Annotated in this window: 24 protein-coding genes; 10 read left to right on the top strand and 14 right to left on the bottom strand. The window is 61.9% G+C overall.

Annotation, left to right across the window (positions count from 1 at the left end):
- Positions 1 to 1,965 carry a methyl-accepting chemotaxis protein gene (locus AC1D2R_RS16365; RefSeq protein WP_477968553.1) on the bottom strand — a complete coding sequence of 655 codons (1,965 nt, stop codon included), beginning with the start codon at positions 1,963 to 1,965 and terminating at the stop codon, positions 1 to 3.
- A 356-nt stretch (positions 1,966 to 2,321) separates the two neighbouring features.
- Between AC1D2R_RS16365 and AC1D2R_RS16360 the strand changes: the two genes are divergently transcribed.
- From AC1D2R_RS16360 to AC1D2R_RS16350, 3 genes are read left to right on the top strand one after another with little or no spacing between them, the layout of a single operon-like run.
- The gene (locus tag AC1D2R_RS16360) at positions 2,322 to 2,924 is read left to right on the top strand and encodes an SCO family protein (protein ID WP_477968371.1); all 603 of its coding nucleotides are present in this window, start codon (positions 2,322 to 2,324) and stop codon (positions 2,922 to 2,924) included.
- A gap of 4 nt (positions 2,925 to 2,928) precedes the next feature.
- Positions 2,929 to 4,056 (top strand): FAD-dependent oxidoreductase, encoded by a 1,128-nt coding sequence (locus AC1D2R_RS16355; protein ID WP_477968370.1) that lies wholly within the window; start codon positions 2,929 to 2,931, stop codon positions 4,054 to 4,056.
- A 15-nt stretch (positions 4,057 to 4,071) separates the two neighbouring features.
- Entirely contained in the window at positions 4,072 to 4,950 is an 879-nt protein-coding gene (locus AC1D2R_RS16350) for a 50S ribosomal protein L11 methyltransferase (RefSeq protein ID WP_477968368.1), read from the top strand.
- A gap of 160 nt (positions 4,951 to 5,110) precedes the next feature.
- Here AC1D2R_RS16350 and AC1D2R_RS16345 read toward each other — a convergent pair whose 3' ends face one another.
- Positions 5,111 to 5,284, bottom strand: a complete 174-nt coding sequence (locus AC1D2R_RS16345; RefSeq protein WP_196246779.1) for a hypothetical protein — start codon at positions 5,282 to 5,284, stop codon at positions 5,111 to 5,113.
- Between the two features lie 277 nt (positions 5,285 to 5,561).
- Here AC1D2R_RS16345 and AC1D2R_RS16340 point away from each other — a divergent pair, with 277 nt between their 5' ends.
- The 4 genes from AC1D2R_RS16340 to AC1D2R_RS16325 all read left to right on the top strand — a co-directional run bounded on the left by AC1D2R_RS16340 (position 5,562) and on the right by AC1D2R_RS16325 (position 8,854).
- The gene (locus AC1D2R_RS16340) at positions 5,562 to 7,397 is read left to right on the top strand and encodes an aminopeptidase P family protein (protein ID WP_477968366.1); all 1,836 of its coding nucleotides are present in this window, start codon (positions 5,562 to 5,564) and stop codon (positions 7,395 to 7,397) included.
- 171 nt (positions 7,398 to 7,568) lie between these two features.
- Positions 7,569 to 7,721 (top strand): hypothetical protein, encoded by a 153-nt coding sequence (locus AC1D2R_RS16335; RefSeq protein WP_477968364.1) that lies wholly within the window; start codon positions 7,569 to 7,571, stop codon positions 7,719 to 7,721.
- Between the two features lie 225 nt (positions 7,722 to 7,946).
- Complete coding sequence (locus tag AC1D2R_RS16330) at positions 7,947 to 8,309, top strand: hypothetical protein (protein ID WP_477968362.1); 363 nt, start codon at positions 7,947 to 7,949, stop codon at positions 8,307 to 8,309.
- Positions 8,310 to 8,560: 251 nt separating this feature from the next.
- A complete protein-coding gene (locus tag AC1D2R_RS16325) occupies positions 8,561 to 8,854 on the top strand; it encodes a tyrosine-type recombinase/integrase (RefSeq protein WP_477968360.1) in 294 nt (97 codons plus the stop codon).
- Positions 8,855 to 8,870: 16 nt separating this feature from the next.
- Here AC1D2R_RS16325 and AC1D2R_RS16320 read toward each other — a convergent pair whose 3' ends face one another.
- Together AC1D2R_RS16320 and AC1D2R_RS16315 are read right to left on the bottom strand one after the other, a co-directional pair.
- On the bottom strand, positions 8,871 to 9,179 hold the full coding sequence (locus tag AC1D2R_RS16320; RefSeq protein WP_477968358.1) for an AzlD family protein: 309 nt from the start codon (positions 9,177 to 9,179) through the stop codon (positions 8,871 to 8,873).
- A 2-nt stretch (positions 9,180 to 9,181) separates the two neighbouring features.
- A complete protein-coding gene (locus AC1D2R_RS16315) occupies positions 9,182 to 9,898 on the bottom strand; it encodes an AzlC family ABC transporter permease (RefSeq protein WP_477968356.1) in 717 nt (238 codons plus the stop codon).
- A gap of 132 nt (positions 9,899 to 10,030) precedes the next feature.
- On the opposite strand from AC1D2R_RS16315, the gene AC1D2R_RS16310 reads away from it, so the two are divergent.
- A complete protein-coding gene (locus AC1D2R_RS16310; protein WP_477968354.1) occupies positions 10,031 to 10,279 on the top strand; it encodes a DUF2164 domain-containing protein in 249 nt (82 codons plus the stop codon).
- Here the strand turns inward: AC1D2R_RS16310 and pncA are convergent, their stop codons facing one another.
- From pncA to AC1D2R_RS16280, 6 genes are all read right to left on the bottom strand, one after another.
- On the bottom strand, positions 10,280 to 10,906 hold the full coding sequence (gene pncA / locus AC1D2R_RS16305; RefSeq protein ID WP_477968352.1) for a bifunctional nicotinamidase/pyrazinamidase: 627 nt from the start codon (positions 10,904 to 10,906) through the stop codon (positions 10,280 to 10,282).
- A 105-nt stretch (positions 10,907 to 11,011) separates the two neighbouring features.
- Positions 11,012 to 12,286, bottom strand: coding sequence for a sugar MFS transporter (locus AC1D2R_RS16300; RefSeq protein ID WP_477968551.1), 1,275 nt, complete (start codon positions 12,284 to 12,286; stop codon positions 11,012 to 11,014).
- A 608-nt stretch (positions 12,287 to 12,894) separates the two neighbouring features.
- Entirely contained in the window at positions 12,895 to 14,535 is a 1,641-nt protein-coding gene (locus AC1D2R_RS16295; RefSeq protein ID WP_477968350.1) for a Na+/H+ antiporter, read from the bottom strand.
- Positions 14,536 to 14,767: 232 nt separating this feature from the next.
- Entirely contained in the window at positions 14,768 to 15,256 is a 489-nt protein-coding gene (locus AC1D2R_RS16290; RefSeq protein ID WP_477968348.1) for a hypothetical protein, read from the bottom strand.
- Between the two features lie 388 nt (positions 15,257 to 15,644).
- Positions 15,645 to 16,976: a hemolysin family protein gene (locus tag AC1D2R_RS16285; RefSeq protein WP_477968346.1), complete on the bottom strand. Its 1,332-nt coding sequence runs from the start codon at positions 16,974 to 16,976 to the stop codon at positions 15,645 to 15,647.
- Between the two features lie 158 nt (positions 16,977 to 17,134).
- The gene (locus AC1D2R_RS16280; protein WP_477968344.1) at positions 17,135 to 17,971 is read right to left on the bottom strand and encodes a siderophore-interacting protein; all 837 of its coding nucleotides are present in this window, start codon (positions 17,969 to 17,971) and stop codon (positions 17,135 to 17,137) included.
- A 304-nt stretch (positions 17,972 to 18,275) separates the two neighbouring features.
- Here AC1D2R_RS16280 and AC1D2R_RS16275 point away from each other — a divergent pair, with 304 nt between their 5' ends.
- Positions 18,276 to 18,677, top strand: a complete 402-nt coding sequence (locus tag AC1D2R_RS16275) for a DUF488 domain-containing protein (RefSeq protein ID WP_477968342.1) — start codon at positions 18,276 to 18,278, stop codon at positions 18,675 to 18,677.
- A gap of 75 nt (positions 18,678 to 18,752) precedes the next feature.
- On the top strand, positions 18,753 to 19,100 hold the full coding sequence (locus AC1D2R_RS16270; RefSeq protein ID WP_477968340.1) for a hypothetical protein: 348 nt from the start codon (positions 18,753 to 18,755) through the stop codon (positions 19,098 to 19,100).
- A 332-nt stretch (positions 19,101 to 19,432) separates the two neighbouring features.
- On the opposite strand, the gene AC1D2R_RS16265 is transcribed toward AC1D2R_RS16270, so the two are convergent.
- The 4 genes from AC1D2R_RS16265 to AC1D2R_RS16250 all read right to left on the bottom strand — a co-directional run bounded on the left by AC1D2R_RS16265 (position 19,433) and on the right by AC1D2R_RS16250 (position 23,531).
- A complete protein-coding gene (locus AC1D2R_RS16265; protein ID WP_477968338.1) occupies positions 19,433 to 21,910 on the bottom strand; it encodes an ATP-dependent helicase in 2,478 nt (825 codons plus the stop codon).
- A 75-nt stretch (positions 21,911 to 21,985) separates the two neighbouring features.
- Positions 21,986 to 22,312, bottom strand: a complete 327-nt coding sequence (locus AC1D2R_RS16260) for a YoaK family protein (protein WP_477968336.1) — start codon at positions 22,310 to 22,312, stop codon at positions 21,986 to 21,988.
- Positions 22,313 to 22,419: 107 nt separating this feature from the next.
- Positions 22,420 to 22,545 (bottom strand): hypothetical protein, encoded by a 126-nt coding sequence (locus AC1D2R_RS16255; protein ID WP_477968334.1) that lies wholly within the window; start codon positions 22,543 to 22,545, stop codon positions 22,420 to 22,422.
- 164 nt (positions 22,546 to 22,709) lie between these two features.
- Positions 22,710 to 23,531, bottom strand: a complete 822-nt coding sequence (locus tag AC1D2R_RS16250; protein WP_477968332.1) for an alpha/beta fold hydrolase — start codon at positions 23,529 to 23,531, stop codon at positions 22,710 to 22,712.
- Positions 23,532 to 23,720 lie beyond the last annotated feature (189 nt).

Raw genomic sequence — 23,720 nt, 5'->3', positions numbered from 1 at the left:
TCAGAATTCTTCCCAAGTGTCTCCGGCCGGAGCGGCCATGGCTCTGGCGGCAGCGCCGCCGCTGAATGCGCCCGCGACCTTGCCGATGAGGCTTCTGGCGGGGGATGGTTTCGGATGCGAGACTGCGGTTGCTTCCCGCGGCGTTGAACGGGCATTCATGCCCTCGCCGATCTTGAACGTCTGGATCATGTGGATGAGGTTGTCGGCGTCGGTGGCAAGTGTGTGGCTTGCCGCGTTCGTCTCTTCCACCATGGCCGCGTTCTTCTGCGTGACCTGATCCATCTGGCTGATGGCCGTATTGATTTCGTTCAGTCCGACCGATTGTTCACGCGCAGAAGTTACGATTGATTTAACATGCTCGTCGATACGCGAAACATCCTCGCCGATCTGTCGTAGCGCCTCGCCGGCTGCGGTCACAAGTTCGCCGCCGATCTTCACTTCGGCGCCCGATTTTCCGATCAGGGCCTTGATGTCCTTGGCGGCACCTGCTGCGCGACCGGCCAGTTCACGCACTTCCTGGGCGACGACTGCGAAGCCCTTGCCAGCTTCGCCGGCGCGCGCCGCCTCGACGCCGGCGTTGAGCGCCAGCAGGTTGGTCTGGAAGGCTATCTCGTCGATGACGCTCAGGATCGTGCCGATCTCGCGGGAAGCTCCCTCGATCCGCTGCATGGCGGCCATGGCGTCGGTGACGACGATGTCGGACTTCGTCGTGTTTTCGCGTGTGTGGGCAACCATCTTGCCGACTTCCTCGGCGCGGTTTGTCGCGCTGCGGACCGTCGCCGTGATCTGGTCGAGCGCGGCGGAGGTTTCCTCCAACGAGGCTGCCTGCTGTTCGGTGCGCTTGGCAAGGTCGTCGGCGGCTGAGCGCATCTGCTGGCTGTTTGCCTGGATCGAAGTGCTGTTGTGGGCAATGTCGACCATCGTCCGGCGAAGTGTCGAGGTCGTCAGGTTGAAGTCGCTGCGCAGGCGTTCAAGTTCCGGGGTGAAGGGCTGTTCGATCGTCGCCGTCAGGTCGCCGCCGGCGAGGCGGGTCATACCCTGGCCGAGCGCGTTGACAGCACTGTTCAACGCCTCCGTGTCGGCAAGCTTGGCGGCCTCGCGGCTGCGGCGTTCGGCGTCGCGCTGCTGTCGCTCGCTCTCGCCGCGGGTCTCCAGCGAGAGCTTCTCGATCGCGGCCATGCGGAAGCCCTCGGCGGCGCGTGCCATGTCGCCGATCTCGTCGCCGCGATCGGTTGCGGGGATGTGGCTGTCCAGGTCGCCGTTCATGATCCGCTGCATGCTGTTGCGGACTGATTGGATGCCGCGCCGGATCGATCCGCCGTGAATATACTGGAGGGCGGCCAGGCAAAGGATGGCGATGACGGCAAGCACGACCTGGATATAGACTGCGTGCCGGGATATCTCGTCTGCGTGGTCGATCCGCTGCTTGGCGACAGCACCGCCATCCACGGCCAGTTGGACGAGCGTGGAGGTCAGCTTGTCGCCGCCTTCGTCGATGCCGTCGTCGAGCTTGTCGAATTCGCTATCAGGTGCGCCAGACTCGACGGCAGCCTTGAGGTCTCCGACGATCCTCTGCTTCAGAGAGGCAACATCCGCGTCGTAGCTGGACAGCAATGCTGTTGCATTCAATTCTTCTGCCAGGATGCGCATGTCCTTCGAGCCGTTCGAAAGTTGCTCGACCGAATCGTTCATGAGCTTCAGGCGTTCCGGCGCGACCGCCTTGTCCGCCCGGTCTACGATGGTATCCATCGCCGCGAGGATGAGCGTCAGGTTTGCCGCGCGCATTTCGTTGATATGATCAACGCTTGCCTGAATTTCATTGGCCCGCTGCAAAGCGCCGCCGACAACCGTGTTCTGGTACCAGCCGAACGCAAGCATCGTGCCGAAACCGATAAATGCCGCCGCTCCCAGCGTCCCAAGCCTCTGACTGACAGAAAGGCCTTTGCGCACCGTCGTATGTGTCATGTGAAGACTGTCCCCCTCCGCGACAAGCGCGGCCGTCTCTTTTGCGCGCATGCGGATATCCGGCCATCAGGCACCAGGAGACGTCATGTCATCGAACGTTGAGCGTTCCATCCATAGCTATATATACATATGATTTTTTAAGTCTTTCCTAACGATGTTGCTGTTGCCAAGCACTTTGGCCCTGCGGACCATCTCACGGGAAATAAATGAGGTATTCCGTCCGATCCGTGTTTCTTCTCTAACTTTGGGTGGGGCAATTCAGCACAGGCAAGAAAACGCGTTGTTGAATTGCGTGTCGGGGTGCGAAGCGATATCAGGCGAGGTGGGGCAATTCCCGTCTGCAAGGAATTTGATCGATGAAGACTGTCCGCATAGCGGTCTGGGTGGCTGTGCTCCTGATGGCCGGTATCCTTGGTTGGCTGACGCTCAACGTCACCCAGACCAAGCAGACCTTTTCCGAGGGACCGTTTGGGGTGCCGTTCACGCTGGTCGCGCAGAATGGGCAGCCGATTACCGAGCAGGCGTTCCGCGGCAAGCCGACGGCGCTGTTCTTCGGATTTACCCATTGCCCGGAAGTCTGCCCGACGACGCTGTTCGAGCTGAACGGCTGGCTGGAGAAAATCGATCCGAAGGGCGACAGGATGCAGGCCTATTTCGTCACCGTCGACCCGGAGCGCGATACTCCCGATGTGATGAACCAGTATGTCTCCAATGTCTCCAAGCGGATCGTTGGAATTTCCGGCGCCCCCGACAAGGTCGCCGATGTGATCAAGGGCTACCGCGTCTATGCCAAAAAGGTTCCGGTCGACGAGAACAATCCGAACGGCGACTACACCATGGATCACACTGCCTCGGTCTTTCTGCTCGATTCGGCCGGGCGGTTCGCCGGCACCATCGCCTATGGCGAAAATCCCGATACGGCGGTAAAAAAGCTGGAGAACCTCGTCAACAAGGGATGACGTCATGGCGCCGGGGCACCGCAGCATTCTCATTGCCGGAGCCGGCGCGACCGGGTTGACAGCTGCGCTGGAGCTTGCCCGACGCGGCTTGCGTCCGCGGATCGTCGACAGAGATTCCGGACCCGTTCCGCTTGTCGAAAGCCGCGCACTGGGTGTCAATGCACGAACGCTGACGCTGCTTTCGCCTTCGCGTGTCACCGATGCGATCTTGCAGGAGGCGCAGCAAATCGCGCAGTTTCGCATCGTTTCAAAAGGACGCCGGCTCGCCGAACTCGATACGACCACGATTGACGGTCCTTACAGTGCGCTCCATGCCCTGTCACAGGGGCATACCGAGCGCCTGCTGCTCGGCGAGCTCTCCGACTACGAGGTCGTGCCGGAATGGCAGACTGCCGTCGAGGAGGTCTCCGGCGACCTCAACAAGCCGCGAGTGATGCTTCGAAGGCCGGATGGTTCGGTGGAGACCGTCGACTTCGACATGGTGATCGGCGCTGACGGCGCGCATTCCATCGTGCGCAAGGCGGTCGGGATCGGCTTTCCCGGCGAGGCGCTGGAGACCAGCTTCTATCTGGCCGACTTCCGCTATGCGCAGCCGGTCGATTCGCATTTCGCCGAGATAAACCTGTTTGATCCCGGCATGATCGGCAGGTTGCCGCTTGAGCGCGACGTGCTCCGCTACATTTCGACGCTTCCGGATTTCGAAAGCCGCATCGAGCATCCTGCCCCGATTGCCGAGCGCGTGTGGGCATCCAGCTTTCGCGTCCATTTCCGCCGTGCCGACACGATGGCAAAGGGAAATGTGTTTCTCGCCGGCGATGCCGCTCACATCCATTCGCCGGCGGGCGCCCGGGGCATGAACCTCGGGATTGAGGACGCATGCTGGCTCGCCTGGCTGGTTTCGGAGGGACGGGAGCGCGAATATGCAAGACTTCGCAGGCCGGCGGTGGAGACCGTGCTGAAGCAGACACGAAAGCTCACCTCACTGATCACGATGAGCAATCCCGTGGCTATCTCGATCCGCAATCTTGCGGTGCCGGTGCTTTTCGGAATACCTGCATTTTCACGAAAGTTGCTTCGCGGCATTGCCGGATATGATACGCCGTCACCGCCATGGATCGATGGCGCGCTATAACGGGAAAGACCGACCTTGAGTGAAATACGCCTTTATGTGACGACAACCGAAGTGCTGGCCGGGCAGATCCTCGATCTGTGGTCCGAAGTGCTCGGCGAAGAAGATTTCGCGATCGCGACCAACGAGATCGATGAGAAGAAGGACATTTGGGAAGCGTCGGTCTACATGATGCGTGCTGACGAGGCACAGGTGCGGACCCGTGTCGAAGAGGCCCTGACGCACTCCTTTCCCGAAGCAAAGGTCGAGCGCGAAGTCATTCCCGTCATCGATTGGGTCGCCAAGTCGCTGGAGGGCCTGAAGCCTGTGCGGGCAGGTCGCTTCCTCGTGCATGGCTCGCACGACCGCGACAAGGTTCGGACCGGCGACATCGCCATCGAGATCGATGCTGGTCAGGCGTTCGGGACCGGCCATCACGGGACGACGGCGGGCTGCCTGGAGACGATCGACCGGGTAGTCCGTTCCCGGCGGGTGCGCAATGCACTGGACCTCGGTACCGGCAGCGGGGTCCTGGCGATTGCCGTCCGCAAGCTGAAGAACATCCCGGTGCTGGCGACTGATATCGATCCGATCGCGACACGCGTTGCTGCCGAAAATGTTCGTCGCAACGGCATAGCATCGGGGATTGCCACCGAGACGGCACCCGGGTTTCATTCGACGGCTTTCTCGGCCCACGGTCCTTTCGATCTGATCATCGCCAACATTCTGGCGCGACCGCTGATCAAGATGGCGCCGCAGCTCGTCAATCATCTGGCGCCAGGCGGCTCGGTGATCCTGTCGGGTATTCTCGCGTCGCAGCGCTGGAAGGTGCTGGCGGCTTACAACGGCGCGCATCTGCGCCATGTTCGCACCATCTGGCGCAACGGCTGGGTCACCATTCACCTCGACCGCCCCTGAGGGGCCGACCAAAAGAAAAGGCGGTGCCAATGGCACCGCCTTAAGACCGGTTTCCCGGCCTGTACCCGCGAGCTCGAAGGAGGAGGGACGCTCGAGCGGGTTTCTACTTGTCCTGATCGCCGGTCCGGTGAGGGAGGAGGAGAGCGGAGCGGCGAGTTGCTCAGAACGCGTAGCTGGTTGCGCCCTGGTGGCGCGTAACCTTGTGGCCGGCGCCACGCATCGTGAGGGTGTCCCCATTCAGCGGGCGCAGCGAGCCGAGAACGTGACGCACGGTCTGGCGCTCGCCAGCCTGCACCGGGCTGCTGTAAGCGGAGCGCGACAGAGAGGCAGTCATTTCTAAATTCCTTTTCGTTTGAGGTTCGTCTCGAACCCGTCTGATAGCGCCTATATAGTCATTCCGAAAAGCTGAGGCAGAGGGTTTCGTTCATGGGAGCCATGCAGACAATGCATAAAGCGTGCCAGTTTATGAAGTAGCGCCTCATTTCCGCCAAAATATTGGGCGGACCAAGGGCCGGGCGGCGCGGCTGTTTTTCTCCCGTTTCTCAGAAATTCCGGTAACATAGCTGTATTCCCGTCTACCGGATTCGTACCAAACACTAGGTTTTTTGAGAATGTTCCAGTCCTTCGAAGTCACCTCCACGCCGCAATTCGGCCGCGATCGCGTTTCTGCATTGCGGACAAGTTTTGATGCGTTGGGCATCGATGCATTCCTTGTGCCGCGCGCCGACGAGTTCAACGGCGAATATGTGCCCGCATGCGCAGAGCGATTGGCTTGGCTGACCGGTTTTACCGGCTCTGCGGGGGTGGCGCTGATAACGCGTTCGCAGGCGATTGTTTTCGTCGACGGGCGATATGTCACGCAACTCGCCGAGCAGGTGGATGGTTCCGTCTTTGCCGGCGGTGATCTCGTCAACGAGCCGCCGCATGTCTGGATCGGCACGAACGCAAGCAAGGGCTTGCGGCTCGGCATCGATCCGTGGCTCCACTCCGGCGTCGAGGTCCGGCGCCTCGAAAAGGCGCTCGCAGGGATCGGCGGTTTGCTCGTCATTCTGCCGCACAATCCGCTCGACAGGCTCTGGAGCGACCGGCCGCAGGAGCCGCTGGGGGCGGTGGCAATCCAGGACATCGGGCAGGCGGGTGTGCTGGCGACCGACAAGATCGCCAGCATTGCGGCCGATCTCGCAGCCAAGAACCTCAAGGCGGTGCTGATCGCCGATCCTTCCTCCGTCGCGTGGACATTCAACATCCGCGGAGCCGACGTGCCGCACACGCCGCATCCGCTGGCGCGCGCGATCGTCTATGCGGACGGCAAGGCCGACCTGTTTCTCGACAAGCGCAAGACGGGTATCGAGGCCGAGGCGTATCTGGCGCAGATGTGCATGCAGCTTGCGCCCTCGGGGCTGGAAGAAAGGCTTGAGACCGTGTCGAGAGATGGCGGCCGGGTTCTGGTCGATCCTGATCTTACCTCCTACGGGCTTGCCGAGATCATCCGCAAGGCCGGTGGCGAGGTGGTCGAGGGCAATGATCCGGCGAAGCTTCCGCGCGCCGTCAAGAACAGCGTCGAAATCAACGGCTCGGCTGCGGCGCACCTCCAGGACGGAGCTGCGATGGTGGAGTTTCTGTGCTGGCTGGCGCAAACGAAGCCCGGTACCGTCACCGAAATCGACGTGGCCGAGAAGCTCGAGGCGGCGCGTGCGCGGGTTGGCCAGAGCATGCAAAATCCGCTCAAGGACATTTCCTTCGACACCATCTCCGGCGCCGGCGAACATGCGGCGATCATGCATTACCGTGTGACGACGGAAAGCAATCGCAAGCTCGAAGCGGGCGAACTCTTCCTCATCGATTCCGGAGCCCAGTACATCAACGGCACCACCGATATTACCCGTACCGTCGGCATCGGAGCCGTTTCCGAAGAGCAGAGGCGCTTCTTCACCCTGGTTCTCAAGGGCATGATCCAGATCAGCACGGCGCGATTTCCGAAGGGGACGCGCGGTTGTGATCTCGACCCGCTGGCGCGTATCGCGCTCTGGCGCGCCGGCGTCGACTTCGGGCATGGTACCGGCCATGGCGTCGGATCCTACCTGTCGGTGCATGAGGGGCCGCAGCGTATTTCCAGGCTCTCGACGCAGGAGCTGCTGTCCGGCATGATCCTCTCGAACGAGCCCGGATACTACCGGCCAGGCGCCTTCGGCATCCGCATCGAGAACCTCATCTATGTACGCGATGCCGAAGCGATTGAGGGCGGCGATATGCCGATGTTTGGCTTCGAGACGCTGACGTTCTGCCCGATCGACCGCAGCCTTGTCATTCCCGAGCTTCTCACCCACGACGAGCTGCATTGGTTCAACGACTACCACGAGCGGACGCGCGAGGCGCTGATGCCGCTGATCCATGACGGCGACGTCAAGGCGTGGCTGGAGAACGCAACGTTGCCGCTGGAATCATGAGACGCATCGATCCGGGAAATCGTATCGGCTGCCCGTTTTGGTGGTGTGGGCATCACATCCCCATGGTGTGGAAATTTGGCTTGAGATCAATGGCTTGTGCAAGTGAGCCACAGTGATTTTCCCCGGATTATCACCCTCCTTACGCATGCATCCGGTGTCATAATGCGGCGCATGTCCGATAATCCCGCCGCCCGACAATTCGAAAGCATCGTTCACGGCCGGATCGCCACGACCGGCCAATCGCTGTGCTCGATTGCCCGCGAAAGCCATGTCAGCCCCGCCACGCTGTCGCGCGCCAAGGCCGGCGGAGTGCCGACAACCTAGCGCCGAGATCTTCCCGCGTGTCGAACGGCTTCGGAAAGCTGCCGGGGAACCAACCGTGACGTAGCGGTGCCCCGTAGCCATCGATGGCAGCTTTCGGGCCCGAAGCGGCTTCCGAAAACAAAAGTTTGGCAGCTGCGGACAAGCTTCCATCGCGGCAGCTTGCTATCTGAACGGACAATGCACGAAAAAATCTCAATGCGTGCAATCAGGCAGAAGGGTAAAAAAGTGAAAAAGCTCTTGTTGGCGGTGCTGCTAATTGCCGGCGCGCTCGGCTACGCACAGCGTACGGTGGCAGTCAGTGGAGTACGCGATACCGCCCAGAAGCTTTTCAACGAGAAGATCGAGGCCAATGCCCTCAAGGTCGGGTATGTCGACGCGCCGACGTTGGCGCAGATACCGATCATCGGCCAATCCACATGGCGTTCCTACTTCTTCATTACCGATATGAAAGGCGATCCTGTCGACCTGAAAAAGTGCCCCGGCATTACCGACTACGAAGTACAGTTCTCGGACCAAGGGCTGCTCGTTACGGTGTTCAGCATGGACGAGCTTCGGGAATGCTCACAGGCACTACGGGCGAAAGGGTGATTGCATCCCCTGGGAAAAGGCCGGCAAGCCCACGGCCCATGTCTTGAAGTGAAGACGTGGAGAACGGAAGGGCACCGTTCCCCGTCCCGATAGCGCCGCCGAGCGGCGTACCGGCGGCGTTGCAATGACGCTCGTCGTCCGCCCCGAGCCTGAGATGGGGTCGAACGCTCTGGACGGACCGTTCGAAGGGCGGCACGATCCTTAAGACCACGTCGGGCAAATAATATCATGAGAAGTCACTCACGAAGCAAATGGGGGTTTGCTGCGAGCAAGCCGGTTTACCGTCCGGGTTCACTCTTCACGGCCTGAGAAAAACATACGCCAACGAAATCGCCGAAGGTGCCGCTGCTCCCTTCGCGCTACAAAAGGCAATGGGCCACGCTCATATCTCGACGACGCAAATCTACCCTCAACGCCGATGGCATTCCGTGCCGTCGAAGCGGCGGAACGTCGAGCGGCCCAAATCCGCGAGCTGCGGGAAAGTGAGAAGTAACCCAATTCGTGAGTCACTCATTCATTTGTGGATCGCTTGTTCAAGCTATTGATTTCAATTTGGAAATATCACACCCCGATGGTGTGACGCCACACCATCACGACCAGCCAGGCAGCCACCAGCATCCATAGATGCGAAATGCGCAGGGCAACCAGAAGGGCCGCGACAAGAGCAAGTTTCATATCCCAGCCGCCATTGTAGAATGCGGGGGCCACCAGCGTCGTCAGAACGGCGGCGGGAACTGCCGCAAGCGCGGCTTCCATGCGCGGAGGGATGCGCTTCATCGTGGTTATGAGGATATAGCCGCCGATGCGTGTGGCGTAGGTCGCAACCGCTGCTGCCAGAATGACGAGGGCCATGTGCAGATCGAAAGACATGGTCAGACCTCGTGCAGATCGGTTTCGAGTTCCTGCACGAGCGGCGGGGGCGGGAGGAGCGCGGCAAGAACGATGCCGGCTGCAGCCCCCAGGCTCACGTGCCAGGGCGAGCCGACATAGCGATAGGCGACGATCGAGGCGACGGCACTGACGGCGGCGACCGGCACGAAGTTGTTGCGGTGGCGAAAGTCCAGCACGATCCCGAGGAAATAGGCAGGCAACAGGATATCCAGGCCGATGGATTTCGGATCGCCGATGAAGCTGCCGAGCAGTCCGCCGATCAGGCTGATGATCACCCACGGCACATAGATGATGATGCCGAAGCCGAGATACCAGGCGAAGGTGACGGGCTTGCCTGCTTCGCCGCGCTTGACCGTTTCGGCAAACTGCGGATCGACGAGCAGGAAAAAGGTGAAGAACTTCTGGATGGCAGAGAAGTGCCTGATATAAGGCGCGATGGCCGCCGAATAGAGGACGTGGCGGAAGTTCACTGCGAGGATGGATGCCACGATCAGCCATGCCTGGACATTGTGGCCGAAGAGCTCGATGCCCACCATCTGGCTGGCGCCAGCATAGACCGTGCCGCTCATGAAGGTCAGTTCGGCAAGCGACATGCCGTTATCGGCAGCAAGCGCGCCGAACAGCGCGCCGAACGGCGCAGAGGCGAGGGTCACGGGAAAGCCGCCGCGCAACCCCTCGATAAAATTCGCGCGACTCATCGGCGATCATCCTTCTGGAATTTCGAGTTCCCTCTAAGGTGGCGGGCCGTGGGCTGCAAACGATTTTCCTTGATCGACCGATCGATTTCGCTGAACGGTGCCATTCTAACCAAGCTGTCTGTGAGGGGGACGATGAAGCCCATAGAGTTTTCCAAGGACGAGAAGGCCGCGCTGGTCTCACGCATCCAGCATTATTTCGACCAGGAGCTCGATCAGTCGATCGGCTTCCTGAAAGCGGAGCTCGTCCTGGATTTCTTCGCCAAGGAAGTCGGAGCCGCCTACTACAAGCAGGGGCTCGAGGATGCGCAAATCGCGCTGTCCAGACGCCTCGACGATTTCTCCGAAGACGTCTACCAGCTGCAGCGAGACGCCACCGACTGATCAGCCGGAAAGCACCTGCTTGCTGGTGATGATGCCGATGCCGTGCTCGCGCATCTCCTCGATCGCTGCGGCAACGCCCTCCGGGGTGATGCCGCGGCTCGCATCCTCGATGAAACGAACCTTGATGCCGGGCATCATTTCCAGCGCGTCCAACGCCGAAAACTTGACGCAGTAGTCGGTCGCGAGACCGCAGACGTCGAGGTCGGTTACCTCCTGTCCTTCGAGGAAATCGGCAAGACCTGTTTCGGCATCCCGATCATTGTCGCGGAAGGCCGAATAGCTGTCGACCTCGCGGTTTCCACCCTTTTGCAGGATGAGGTCGATATCGTCGATCCTGAGTGCCGGGTGCAGTTCGGCATCGACAGTGCCCTGGACGCAATGGTCCGGCCACATCATTTGCGGCTTGCCGGCAAGTGTGCCGAGTTCGAACGGTTTGCTGCCGGGATGGGAGGAGGCAAAGCTGCCATGGTCTGCCGGGTGCCAGTCCTGCGAAGCGACCACCAGATCGTATCTGCCGCTTTCAATCAACCGGTTTGCGACTGGAACCACCTTGTCGCCATTGGGAACGGCGAGGTTGCCGCCAGGGCAAAAGCCATTCTGAATATCGACCAGCAGCAGCGCTTTCATAGGCACGTCTCCCCCTGTTGTTGCACCGCAAGATGCCAAGGTGACATGGAAGGCGCAAGAGGTGAAAACGCTTCGCCGCTGAAGCAGCGAAGCGTGGCTGCAAAATCAGCGGGCCCGGTGGCCCTTCAGTCCGTAGAAGGCGATATAGACGTAGCAGACGATCGGCATCAGGAAGCCGAGATGAATGCCGACGGTGTCGGCAAGTCCGCCCTGGACGAGCGGGAGCAGTGCGCCGCCGACGATTGCCAGGCAAAGGATACCCGATCCCTGGCTCGTATATTTTCCAAGGCCATACAGCGCCAGGCTGAAGATCGTCGGGAACATGATCGAGTTGAAGAGCCCGATCGACAGCACGGCCCACATGGCGACACGGCCGCCCGAGAAGACGGTGAGCAGCAGCAGCGCGATCACGACGACGGCGTTGAAGGCAAGCGCCTTGCCGTCATCGACGTAGCGCATCACGACCGCGCCGATGAAGCGGCCGATCATCGCGCCGCCCCAGAAATAGGCGACGTGGTGGGCCGCGTCCGCCTCAGAGAAGCCCGCGATGTCGGGCTGGCTCATGAAATTGACAAGGAAGCTGCCGATGCTGACTTCTGCGCCGACGTAGAGGAATATGCCGACCGCGCCAAGCACCAGATGGCGATACTGCCAGGCGGAGCCGCCGCCTGTAATAGGCTCGATGTCCGCGGCGTCTTCGACCAGCGGCAGCTTCAGCGCTGCGAAGAGGGCTGCGAGCAACAGGAACGCGATCGCCAGCAGCAAGTAGGGAAACCTGACCGCGCTCGCCTCTGTCAGCCTGATCGCATCGAGCTGTTCAGGCGTTGCACCGACAACGGCGGCTGTGGTGGCCGAGAGGATCAGCAGGGCGCCGAACATCGGAGCAAGTGTCGTGCCGAGCGAGTTGAAGGCCTGAGTGAGTGTCAGGCGGCTGGCAGCGGTATCCGGCGGGCCAAGCACGGTCACATAGGGATTGGCCGCGACCTGCAGGAGAGTGATGCCGCAGGCGAGAACGAACAACGCGGCAAGGAAGAGGGCGTAGACCCTGTACCCGGCCGCGGGAACGAAGAGCGCGCAGCCGATCGCGGCGATCACGAGGCCGAGCACGATGCCCCACTTGTAGCCGATCCGCTTGACCAGCCCGCCGGCAGGCAGCGAGGCGATGAAATAGGCGCCGAAGAAGCAGAACTGGATCAGCATCGACTGCGTGTAGTTCAGCTGGAAGACATTCTTCAGGTGCGGCACCAGGATGTCGTTCAGGCAGGTGATGAAGCCCCACATGAAAAACAGCGATGTCAGGGCCACAAGGGCAAACCCATAATTCGCGGCGGGGGAAGATGCGGACGAAGCCGGGCGTGTCGTCGCGGCGTTGTTGGTGATGATACCAGCCACTTTTTATACCTCTTTTTCTTGTTGGCGCCGGGTAATTTCCTTTGAAAGCCGTCGGGAGGACGGGCCGGCGGCGGCTCGGCGGGGCGCTACTTGGGAGGAAGCGTGCAGCAAGCCACAGGGCTGATATATGCCGCCGATCAGGATTTCGATAGTATTCAAACGATTTTTATTGTGCCTTGCGGTAAAAAATCTCGCGACTGCGAACGGCTGGCGGTTGGTGGAGGCATGCTTGGTGGAGGCATGGTGGTCTTCCGGCACGGGGTGCCGGGCGGCCATGCCGCGGAAATTGTCGACCCGGGTCTGGGGTCTGGGGTCTGGGGTCGGGGATCGGGGTCCGGGTCCGGGTTCACGGGTCCGGGGAGCGGATTTTGCGTAAGTTGCTGAATTTGCTCATCTGTCTCCGTGTTATCATCCCGCACCCTCATTCCGGTGCGCGTCACGGGAACCCAGTGCGCCCAAGTCCTTGGATGCGGGAGCTCATTCGTCCAACCATTCCTTTGACGAACACAGGAATGAGGAGGTGGCCGTACCAATCGAAAAATAGATTGCGCCCAAACCGCTGACTTTACTCTCATCCGCCCCAGAGCACGAGGTCTTCAGGACGAGCCGAACCTGGCTTCGGCGAGGTCCGCTTCGCGCACCAGCTTGCGCAGAACGTCGTCGGACAGCTTGCGCGACTTGCCGAGACGGAAGAATTCCGCTCGTTCCGCCTTGACGCCTGCAAGCCGAAGCTTGCGCTCGATTTCGTCGATGCGACGGGCGAGCTCCGCGTCGTCGCCGGTCTTGGAGCGGCCGTCGATGCGCTGGCGGTAGAACTCCATTAACCGCGCACCTGCTTCCACATAGATGTCGGCATCCGGGCGACCTTCGCCCATGTCGTGCTGCAGCGCCTCGATCGCGCGTATCGCTGCTTGCGCTCCCTTGACGCGTGCCTCGTCTTCCTCGCGCTGGTGCGATGGCTCCGGCGGTATCTGAAGATCCTTGAGAAGGATGGGCAGGCCTGCGCTTGCAACGACCAGCGAGACGATGATGACGCCGGCAGCGAGGAAAATCGCAAGGTCGCGTGCCGGAAAGGGCGAACCGTCCGACATGGTCAGCGGCAGGGTCAGGACACCCGCAAGCGTGATGGCGCCTCGCACGCCGGCAACCGAGGTGGCCGCGACCAGGCGCCACCCGGGCTTGTGCATGACCCGGCCGCTTTTGGCGGCGCGGTAGAGGGTGAAACGAAGCGAGACCCAGACCCAGGCAAACCGGAGGATGCCGAGTGCCAGATTGATGGCGACGACATAGGTGATCAGCCAGATCGGGTCGTGATGGCCCGTCTCCCGGACGATCCGCGCAGCACCGGATGCGATCTGCGGCAGTTGTTCGCCAAGCAGGACGAAGATGATGCCGTTCATGGCGAACTGCACCGTATCCCACACCGCGGCGCGGCGCACGCGGGTGACGGCGAGCGCGCGGCCGCTTTGCTCGCCATAGCTCATCGTGATCCCGGCCGCGACCGCAGCCAGGATGCCGGAGCATCCCAGATGCTCGGCGACGAGATAGGCGGCGAAGGGCATCAGAAGGCTGATGAGGATCTGCCCGCCCGTTTCCTCGCCGAGGCGGCGGGTGAAGAATCCCTTCACCCACACGATGATCCAGGTGAGCGCGACGCCGATCAGGATGCCGCCGGCGGCGACCCAGAAGAAGGCGCCGACCGCCTCGAAGAGCGAGAAGGTGCCGGTCAGCGCGGCGGCGACCGCAAAGCGCATGCAGACCAGACCGGATGCGTCGTTGAGGAGAGCTTCGCCTTCAAGGATGTGCATCAGGCGATTCGGAATGGGAACGCGGGCGGCAATGGCCGAGACAGCGATGGGGTCCGTCGGCGACACGACTGCGGCAAGCGCGAAGGCGACTGCCAGCGGCATGGACGGTATCAGCCAGTGGACCAGCAGGCCGACGCCGAGAACGGTAAAGACCACGAGGCCGAGCGCAAGCTCGAGGATGACACCCTTGTCGCGGAAGAGCCCTTCCTTGGGGATTCGCCAGCCGTCGAGAAAGAGAAGCGGCGGCAGGAAAAGGAGGAAGAACAGGTCCGGATCAAGCGTGACGCCGAGATCCGCGACAGCGGTGATCGCTGCCCCTATCGCGATCTGCACGATGGGTTGCGGCACCGGTATCGGGGAGAGCCTTGTGAGTGTTCCGCTGACAACGACCGCAAAGAGCAGGAGCAACGAAACGCTGATGCTTTCCATGAATTGCCGATCCTCCGTCTTCGCGTCGATGGTTCGGTTTTGCGTCTTTTCGGAGGTCGGCGCAACCGCGCTGCATGGCCTTCACGGCAAAGCGGCTTGCCGCAAGGCTGCTTGCGCGAGGCCGACGAATGGCATCGCTGATGCCCTGGCGACGATGCTCCGCTCTCCCCAAAACACCGGGTTGGCGGCGGCAGTTTCGGCTCCCCCGGCGGAGCCTTGTATCAATCGCCCATCAAGCGGTCTGGACGTCGTCTGCGGTGTCGGCTGCTGGCGATGCGCCGTAGGTCGCCTGGTAGGCGCGGATCGCGGTTTGCATGTCGTCTAGAACCTGCGTCAGGATAGGATCGTCGGCGCTGGATGCACCGCCGGCGATACCGGACGGATCGGCCGAGAGGATTTCGTCGGAGGTGAGCTTGCCGTCGCCGTTTGCATCCAGCGAGGCGAGGATGCCCTTGGAGCCGTTGCTGTCATCGCCGCCGCTGCTGTCGTCGCCGGCGCTCGACTGCTGCATCTGCAGCATGATCGACAGTATGTCGGCGGCGATCTTCTGGGCGATCTTGGTGCCGTCGTCGCCGTCTTCCGATGTCGAGGGCTTGGTCGCGGTTGTGGTTGCGGCGGCGAGTTCGTCGGCGGATATGATGCCGTCGCCGTTCTTGTCGAGGCTGGAAAGGGAGGTCTGGTACTGGCTGGACGCGCTGCCCAGGGAGGAAACACTGGTCACTCGAAGCTCCTTTGCGAGTTCATCGTGAGATCCGCCGTTCATGGGCGGACGCAAAGCAGCTAGGACAAATCGCGCAGCCGGTCAAAAGGCGAAAGTCGTGATGAACTTCAGCCGATTGACGGGCGTGGCCGATAAGGATTAACCTTTCGTTTACGCTTTTTACGTCCTTGAAATTGTTAGGGTCTTGCGCTGGTGATTTGGTCGGCGCGACACTTCGTGCCGGGCCTTTCAGGCCCTTTTTTGGCGCTCGGCCGGCAACACGCCGCTCGAGGCGTCGACCGCCCCTGCGACATTTCGACCGCACCGGCTTTCCGGTCACGTGCGTCCGCCAGATCAACTGGCGGCGCGAATATGCCCGCCGGTCCCGGGCGGCCACTCCGACCCCATGCTAGATATCGATCGCGTCGGACGAATTGCGCGTCGCCAGGATCTTGTCGATCCGCATTCCGTCCATATCCAGCACTTCAAACTTCCAGCCGTCGAACTCGAAGGTCTCGCCAGCCTGCGGGATGTGCTGGAGCACGTGCAGCGCGAACCCCGCGAGCGTGTGGAAATCCGCATCCGGCCTGTCTCGCAGGCCCAGCCTCTCGAATGCGTCGAATGCCGGCATCATGGCATCGATCAGCAGCGAGCCGTCTTCCCTGATCACGATTTCCGGGTCTTCGCCATATCCAGGGAGGTCTCCGGCAATGGCTTCGAGCAGGTCGGTCTGGGTGACGATGCCTTCGAGGCTGCCATACTCGTCGATCACGATGGCAAGCCTGACCGGCGAGGCCTTGAAGCTGTCGATCACCCTGACAACCGACGTCCCCTCGTGCAGCACCAGCGGTTGCCTGATCACCTCCATCGGCTTGACCTTGCCGCCGTCCAGCACCTGGTCGAGCAGGTCTTTTTTCAGCACCATGCCGATCGGTTCGTCGATCGAGCCGTGGCCCACGAGAAGCTGCTCGTGGCTGCACTCGCGGATCGTCTTTAGAATATCGGCCTCGCTGTCATCTGCGTCGATCCATTCCACATCGAGCCTGGGCGTCATGATGTCCGAAATCGGTCTTTCGCCGATATTGAAGACACGCTCGACCAGCTGCTGCTGCACCTGATTGAGAAGACCGGCCTCCTGGCTTTCCGCCACCAAGAGCTTCAGCTCCTGCGGCGAGTGAAACGAGGATTCACCGGTGCCGGGATGCAGGCCGAAGGCGCGAAGCACCAGGTTGCCCATGCCGTTGAGCGCAGAGATTGCCGGCTTGAAGACGATCAGGAACAAACGGAGCGGGCGGACGACCGCAAGCGAGGTTCCCTCGCTGCGCTGAAGCGCAAGGCTCTTCGGGGCGAGCTCTCCAAGCACGATATGCAGCGAGGTGATGATGACGAAGGCTATCACGACCGCGATGGTGTGCGAGCCGGCCGTCGCCCATTGGCCGGGAAGCCAGGCCAGCAGCGGCTCGATCAGGTGAGCAAGGGCAGGCTCGCCGACCCAGCCGAGCGCCAGCGAGGATATCGTGATGCCGAGCTGCGTGGCGGCGAGATTTGCGTCGAGATTATCCACCGCCCGTTGAAGCGCCGTGGCGTTCATACGCCCTGCGGCAACCAGTTCGGTGACGCGGCTGCGTCTGACTGAAACCAAGGCGAACTCGGCGGCGACGAAAAAGCCATTGGCGGCTACGAGAAGAAAGACAGCGAGAATCCCTGCATAATCGAGAATACTGCCGTTCTGGCCTGACATGCGATGATAACCCCGGCTATTGAGAAGGGAGCCAGCCTAGCATGGAGAAAATCAATGTGGCAGGGGCGAACTTGTCGTCGGTTCGCGCCAGCGGTGGATTCTGCCTCAATTTCTCTTCCTGAGTGTACCGCTGGCGCACGACCGATGCCAGGATCAGATCAATCGCCGTGGGTCTCGTGGAAATCGGCCTGGCCGCGCTTCCAGTAGCCTGCTGCCTTGATCCAGGCTTTCGGATGCCGGCGCTCATCCACCATGACGGCGCGCAGGCGCTTGGCGACGACGGTTTCGCAGGCGATCCAGACATAGCCGTCGCCTTTCGGTAGCGGGATGTCGCGCAGTGCCCCGTCGAGCGCATCCGTGGTGCCGGCCGGGCAAGCGCCGCGATGCAGCCAGAGGATGGAAAGCGCGGCCCTGCTGGCGAGCGTCAGTTCCTCTTCGGGGCCCGCAACTTCCACGACGACCAGTGCGCGGGCGCCGGCCGGCAGTTCTTCCAGCCGGCGTGCGATGGCAGGCAGGGCGGTCTCGTCGCCGGCGAGCAGATACCAGTCGAAGTCCGTGGCAACCACGAAGGAGCCGCGCGGGCCGCCGACGCCGAGCTTGTCGCCGGGCTTTGCGCGCAGCGCCCATTCGGTCGCGGGGCCGGCATCATGCAGCGCGAAATCCAGATCGAGTTCGGCCGCGACCGGGTCGAAACGCCGGGGCGTATAGTCGCGCAGTGCCGGCCGGTTTGCCGGATCGATCATCGGCTTGCCGTCGGCGCCGATCTCCGGAAAGGCGGGCTCCTCTCCGGGGCGCGGAATGAGTATCTTGACGTGATCGTCATGGCCGAGGCTGGTGAAGCCCTCAAGGTCTGCTCCGGTCAGTGTGACCCGGAGCATCTGCGGCGAAAGCTGCGTGACGCGGCTGACCGTCAGCAGACGCCGCTTGAGCTCGTGGCGGACGCGTTCGATCAGGTGGCGGTTGTCAGAGGGGTTCGGGGTCGTGTGTGCCGTCATCAAAAGTTCCTTCGTTCGGAACCCGGGATACGCGTAACGCAGGCATGCCGCGCCGCTCGTACCCCGTGGTCCGGGTTCGATCAGCGCGTTGATTGACGTTAACGCTTACGTGCAGCGCCGAAGACGCGGCAGATGCTTCGTGTCTAACGGCCACCCGGCGGCTTGGCAAGGATAAAACATGATTTTTAAATGAAGGTTTTGTAATGCTTGTCATGCCTGTCCGCGTGCCACAGTTCTGAAGAACGGTTGGCGAAAACGCCGCGGCGCTCTGGATATCGCGTCCCGGCCAGGCAAGGAGGTCATGATGCCGATCAGCGTCGTAAAGCTGGGGACGCCGCGGCTTGAGGACGAAGGTGTCAGGATCGGCACCGTCCGCCGGCCGCCGCGCGGGGTGCCGAAGGAGGAGTTTTCCAGCCGCAACTACTACGATGTCTGGCTGCCGATCCTGGCGCCGAGCCAGGGCCTGGTCACGGAAGCAAAATCAGCCGTCACCGAAGCCGACTGGAACCGCTTCGTCAGCGCCTATACGAAGGAAATGAAGGCGTCTGACGCAAGCCATGTACTCGATCTGCTGGCAACCCTTTCCCATGCCAGCGCATTTTCTGTCGGCTGCTATTGCGACGACGAGAGCCGCTGCCACCGGAGTGTCCTTCGGCGCCTGCTTTGGGAAAGAGGGGCGCAGTTCAGGGCCGTGGCCTGCATCTAGCCGCGCGCCTGCTCTTGCCCATCCATGCGATTTCTGCCTTTCTTGAAAAGAGGACATCAGCCGGAAATCGAAGCCATGCCGGAGCCGGATCCAGAGGAGAAGATCGACGCGACCTTCCGCAACGGCTCGCTGACGGCGGCCGGCATCATCCTCGGTTTTTCCCTGAGTTTCATCAGCCGGTGGGTCTCCAACCCGAACGACTGGAGCCGCATCGACATCCTGCCGATGCTGTGCCTCACCATCGGCATCGCCGTCCAGGTGAAGGTGTTCGCCGACCTCCTGGCGCGGGACTCGCTGATTGCAGCAAAGTACGACCGCTCGAGGCGGCTGTTCCTGATCGGGCTGGGGATCGTTGCGGCCGGGATCGGGCTGGCCTTGGTGAACGATATATTGGGGTTGGGGTCGATGCCGATCCTGGGGTGAGGGGCTGCTGCCGACCAATTGCCTCAACCATCCGGTAGAGCCGCCCATCAGTCGACGAAATTGAGCGGACGCCACGCCCGCTCAATCTATTCGTCCATCAGATCACGTTCCAATGATCTTGTTGCAGGCAAGCGCAATGCCCGGATTGCTCAGGATGGCAATCACCAGCGACATGCAGATCATCGATAGTGAGTAGCGCTTCATGTGCATCCTCCCGTTCCAGCCCGCGAACGCGCGGAAAGGCCAGTATGCGGGAGGCGGCAGGGGATGCGAAGTCACGAATGGGTGAAGGCGCCCGTTGGCATTCGTGGTGGCCGCAAACGCGAGCTGCGTTAGGAAACCCTCTCCACAAACCCGTCCAGCACGCGCTTCTGACCGGCCCGGTCGAATTCGATCGTCAGCTTGTTGCCTTCGATGCCGGTGATGTTGCCGTTGCCGAACTTGAGGTGGAAGACGCGGTCGCCGGTCTTGAATTTCGACGGTTCCGATGTGGTGGACTTGGCCACCAGTTCGCCGTCTATGGTGCGGGTCTTCGGGCCGCTTTCGCCGTAGCCGATGCGCTCGACGGAATGGCCGGAGCGTGAACCCCAGTTGTCGCGCGTGGCGTCGTTGCGGTTTTGCTGGGCGCGTTTCCAGCCGGGGGTGGAATAGGAGTTGGCGAAAGGTTCGGCCTTGTCGAAACGGGACTGGCCGTAGCCACCGCGGCCGTAGCCACCGTAGCTCTGCTCGACTTCGGCGACCTCGACATGGGTGTCCGGCAATTCGTCGAGGAAGCGCGACGGGATCGTCGATTGCCAAAGGCCGTGGATGCGGCGGTTGGAGACGAACCAGATGTGGCAGCGGCGCTTGGCGCGGGTGAGGCCGACATAGGCGAGGCGGCGTTCTTCCTCCAGCCCGGCGCGGCCGGTTTCATCCAGCGAGCGCTGGTGCGGGAAGAGGCCCTCTTCCCAGCCGGGCAGGAAGACGGTGTCGAATTCCAGGCCCTTGGCGGAGTGCAGCGTCATGATCGAGACGGCGTCGAGGTTTTCGTTCTGCTCGGCGTCCATGACCAGCGAGACGTGCTCGAGAAAGCCGCGCATCGACTCGAAGCTCTCCATCGAGCGGATCAGTTCCTTCAGGTTGTCGAGGCGCGTCGGGGCGTCGGCGGACTTGTCGTTCTTCCACATGTCGGTGTAGCCCGACTCTTCGAGGATCTGCCCGGCAAGCTCGGTATGTGGTGTATTTTCAAGCCTTTCCTGCCATCGGCGGAAAGATTGAATCACGTCGAAAAGGGCCTTGCGCGCCTTCGGCTTCAGCTCGTCGGTCTCGATCATGTCGGCGGCGGCTGCCAGCATCGGGATGTCGCGGGCGCGGGCATAGTCGTGCAGCGCGCGAACAGTGGTGTCGCCGAGGCCGCGCTTCGGGGTGTTGACGATGCGCTCGAAGGCGAGGTCGTCGGCTGGCTGGGCGACAAGGCGGAAATAGGCCATGGCATCGCGGATCTCGAGACGCTCGTAGAAGCGCGGGCCGCCGATGACGCGGTAGTTGAGGCCGAGGGTGACGAAGCGGTCTTCGAATTCGCGCATCTGGAAGGAGGCGCGCACCAGGATCGCCATGTCGTTCAGGGCATGAGGCTCGCCCGAGGCGCCGCGCTGGAGCTGTTCGATCTCCTCGCCGATGGCGCGCGCTTCCTCTTCCGAGTCCCAGGACGCGTGGACCTGCACCTTGGCGTCTTCGGGGTTGCTGCGGTCCGTGAAGAGCGTCTTGCCGAGTCGGCCCTCGTTGTGGGCAATGAGGTGGGCGGCGGCACCGAGGATATGTTCGGTCGAGCGGTAGTTGCGCTCGAGCTTGATCACCTTGGCGCCGGGGAAATCCTTTTCGAAGCGCAGGATGTTGTCCACCTCGGCGCCGCGCCAGCCATAGATCGACTGATCGTCATCGCCGACGCAGCAGACGTTCTGCGGCTCGCCCTTCGGGCGCTGGGCGAGTAGCCTCAGCCACATGTACTGGGCGGTGTTGGTGTCCTGGTACTCGTCGACGAGGATATAACGGAAGCGGCCGTGATATTCCTTGAGGAGATCGGGGTTCTTCCGAAAGATAGCGATCGGATGCATCAGGAGATCACCGAAATCGCAGGCGTTGAGCGTCGAAAGGCGTTGTTGGTAGGCAAGATAGAGTTCGCGGCCCTTGCCGTTGGCAAATGCGCGGGCGTCGCCTTCCGGGATATCGGCCGGGCCGAGGCCCTTGTTCTTCCAGGTGTCGATCATGCCGGCGAACTGCTTGGCCGGCCAGCGCTTGTCGTCCAGCCCCTCGGCCTGGATCAGCTGCTTGACGAGGCGCACGACGTCGTCGGTGTCGAGGATGGTGAAATCGGAGCGCAGGTTGACCAGTTCGGCGTGACGGCGCAGCAGCTTGACGCCGATCGAGTGGAAGGTGCCGAGCCAGGGCATGCCTTCGACCGCGCCGCCAACGAGCACGGCGATGCGCTCCTTCATCTCGCGGGCGGCCTTGTTGGTGAAGGTCACGGCGAGGATCTGCGAGGGGAAGGCACGGTTGGTGTTGAGGATATGGGCAATTCGGGTGGTGAGCACGCGCGTCTTTCCTGTGCCTGCACCCGCGAGCACGAGGACGGGGCCTTCCAGCGTTTCGACCGCGTCGGTCTGCTCGGGGTTCAGGCCCGAGAGGTAATCCGGACGATTGCCGCCGCTACGGGCGGCCATGGCGCGGGCGGCGAGCCCTCCTGTGGCGGGAGCTGAGGGGGCCTGCGGCTTGCGCGGCGCTTCGCCCGGCTCGTCATCGAAGAAGGGCATATCGTCGAAACTGTTGCTCATGGCGCGTAATGTAGTGATTCGGGATGGAAAGACCAGAAAAGATGTTCTGCTTTCATTCCCTGAAGGCCACTGTCCTCAGGCAGTTTTCGATGCGGGTGCCGAAAGCGCCAGGCTGAGCGAGGCTAGCGCTTCCAGCGGCGAAAGCGCGACACACCAGACGCCGGCGGCGGTATAGAGCAGGGCGGCCACGCCGCAACCAGGCCCGAAGGCCGCAACGGCAATCGCCATCCGTCCAAGGCGGGGACGAAGCGGGGCGCCGGTTTCGGCCGATGTGCCATGCGCGAGATCGGCCAGGTCGAGCATGATCTGCGTGGTCGCGCCGGTATCGGCATGCTCGGCGGGCGCGGATGGCATATGCAGATGCGCCGCATTCTGGACCGCCATGGCGATGACGGGCAGCATGCCTGTGAGCGCCAGGGGCAGACCGTCCGGGTCGGTGAAGGGCGCCGGCCAAGATGGCGCAGAAGAAGGCGACTATGAAGGCGAGAAGGATCTTCAAGCCGTTGTCGTCAGTCAAGGGCAGCCTGCGTGTGGGCATAACGCGGCACGAAAATCGTCAGGCAGAAGACCGGCAGGGCCATCAGCCTTGAAATGGTGCCCGACGTGTTGTGGGCGCGTGCTGCGCCGAGCGTCACGACGTTGCCGGTGACATGGGCGGTGACATGGGCGGTGACATGGGCGGTGAAGACCGAGCGCGAGAAAGCCTAGCAGGACGGGAAGGGCGGGGCGCATCCTCTGACTTTTTGCGGAAGCGGCGTTGAGGAGACCCCGGCCCCGTCGGCCGGGGTCCAGCCCGCAATCAGCCCTTGATGAAGGCAAGAACGTCGGCGTTGAAGCGTTCCGGCTCCACCTGGGCAAGGCCGTGGCTGCTGCCTTCGTAGACCTTCAGGATGGCGCCCTTGACGATCTTCGAACTCTTGTGTGCTGCAGCAACGATCGGCACGATCTGGTCGTCGGAGCCGTGGATGAAGAGGGTCGGCTTGTCGATCTTCCTCAGGTCCTCGGTGTAGTCGACCTCGGAGAATTCGCGGATGCAGTCATATTCGCCCTTGATGCCGCCGGCCATGCCCATCAACCAGAAGCTCTCGCGCAAGCCTTCGTTGATCTTGGCGCCGTCTCGGTTGAAGCCGTAGAATGGCATGGTCAGGTCGAGGAAGAACTGGGAGCGGTCGAGCGCCGTGCCCTTGCGGATGCCGTCGAAGACTTCGAGCGGCAGGCCTTCGGGGTTGGCGTCGGTCTTCAGCATCAGTGGCGGGACGGCTCCGACCAGCACGACCTTGGCGACACGCTTGGTGCCGTGGCGGCCGAGATAGTGAGCCACTTCGCCGCCGCCGGTGGAGTGCCCGATCAGGATCAGGTCCTTGAGGTCGAGCTTTTCAATCAGCTCCGCCAGATCGTCGGCGTACTGATCCATGTGGTTGCCTTCCCAGGTCTGGGAGGACTTGCCGTGGCTGCGGCGGTCATGGGCGATGACGCGGTAGCCGTTCTGGCCGAAGAACAGCATCTGTGCTTCCCAGGCGTCGCCCGCAAGCGGCCAGCCGTGAGAGAAGAGGATCGGCTGGCCGGTGCCCCAGTCCGTGTAGAAGATCCTGGTTCCGTCCCTGGTCGTTATTTTCGGCATGGGTATCATCCTCTTCGGGGTTGATGAAAGGCTGCCGTTTCGGCGGTGCTCGCCCGCGGTTCTAGCAGCGGCAGAAAACATCGTAATGACAGGAAACAAAAGCGTTATTTGACGTAGGTCGCGAAATTTTCCAGACAATGGTTGGGATGCCTTTCGCAAGGTACGGACCGGTCACTCAGTATTGATATT

It is taken from the genome of Rhizobium sp. P1_C7 (genome assembly GCF_056406295.1).
This window is presented reverse-complemented; position numbering and strand designations above follow the sequence as displayed.

Bases quoted from the DNA above. Each gene is read 5' to 3' on its own strand.
- AC1D2R_RS16275 (WP_477968342.1), top strand. From the start codon at position 18,276: ATGCCGATCAGCGTCGTAAAGCTGGGGACGCCGCGGCTTGAGGACGAA.
- AC1D2R_RS16295 (WP_477968350.1), bottom strand. From the start codon at position 14,535: ATGGAAAGCATCAGCGTTTCGTTGCTCCTGCTCTTTGCGGTCGTTGTC.
- AC1D2R_RS16265 (WP_477968338.1), bottom strand. From the start codon at position 21,910: ATGAGCAACAGTTTCGACGATATGCCCTTCTTCGATGACGAGCCGGGC.
- AC1D2R_RS16335 (WP_477968364.1), top strand. From the start codon at position 7,569: ATGTCCGATAATCCCGCCGCCCGACAATTCGAAAGCATCGTTCACGGC.
- AC1D2R_RS16360 (WP_477968371.1), top strand. From the start codon at position 2,322: ATGAAGACTGTCCGCATAGCGGTCTGGGTGGCTGTGCTCCTGATGGCC.
- AC1D2R_RS16365 (WP_477968553.1), bottom strand. From the start codon at position 1,965: ATGACACATACGACGGTGCGCAAAGGCCTTTCTGTCAGTCAGAGGCTT.
- AC1D2R_RS16260 (WP_477968336.1), bottom strand. From the start codon at position 22,312: ATGCTGCCCGTCATCGCCATGGCGGTCCAGAATGCGGCGCATCTGCAT.
- AC1D2R_RS16315 (WP_477968356.1), bottom strand. From the start codon at position 9,898: ATGAGTCGCGCGAATTTTATCGAGGGGTTGCGCGGCGGCTTTCCCGTG.
- AC1D2R_RS16280 (WP_477968344.1), bottom strand. From the start codon at position 17,971: ATGACGGCACACACGACCCCGAACCCCTCTGACAACCGCCACCTGATC.
- AC1D2R_RS16270 (WP_477968340.1), top strand. From the start codon at position 18,753: ATGCCGGAGCCGGATCCAGAGGAGAAGATCGACGCGACCTTCCGCAAC.
- AC1D2R_RS16285 (WP_477968346.1), bottom strand. From the start codon at position 16,976: ATGTCAGGCCAGAACGGCAGTATTCTCGATTATGCAGGGATTCTCGCT.
- AC1D2R_RS16345 (WP_196246779.1), bottom strand. From the start codon at position 5,284: ATGACTGCCTCTCTGTCGCGCTCCGCTTACAGCAGCCCGGTGCAGGCT.
- AC1D2R_RS16310 (WP_477968354.1), top strand. From the start codon at position 10,031: ATGAAGCCCATAGAGTTTTCCAAGGACGAGAAGGCCGCGCTGGTCTCA.
- AC1D2R_RS16250 (WP_477968332.1), bottom strand. From the start codon at position 23,531: ATGCCGAAAATAACGACCAGGGACGGAACCAGGATCTTCTACACGGAC.
- pncA (WP_477968352.1), bottom strand. From the start codon at position 10,906: ATGAAAGCGCTGCTGCTGGTCGATATTCAGAATGGCTTTTGCCCTGGC.
- AC1D2R_RS16355 (WP_477968370.1), top strand. From the start codon at position 2,929: ATGGCGCCGGGGCACCGCAGCATTCTCATTGCCGGAGCCGGCGCGACC.
- AC1D2R_RS16340 (WP_477968366.1), top strand. From the start codon at position 5,562: ATGTTCCAGTCCTTCGAAGTCACCTCCACGCCGCAATTCGGCCGCGAT.
- AC1D2R_RS16325 (WP_477968360.1), top strand. From the start codon at position 8,561: ATGGGGGTTTGCTGCGAGCAAGCCGGTTTACCGTCCGGGTTCACTCTT.
- AC1D2R_RS16320 (WP_477968358.1), bottom strand. From the start codon at position 9,179: ATGTCTTTCGATCTGCACATGGCCCTCGTCATTCTGGCAGCAGCGGTT.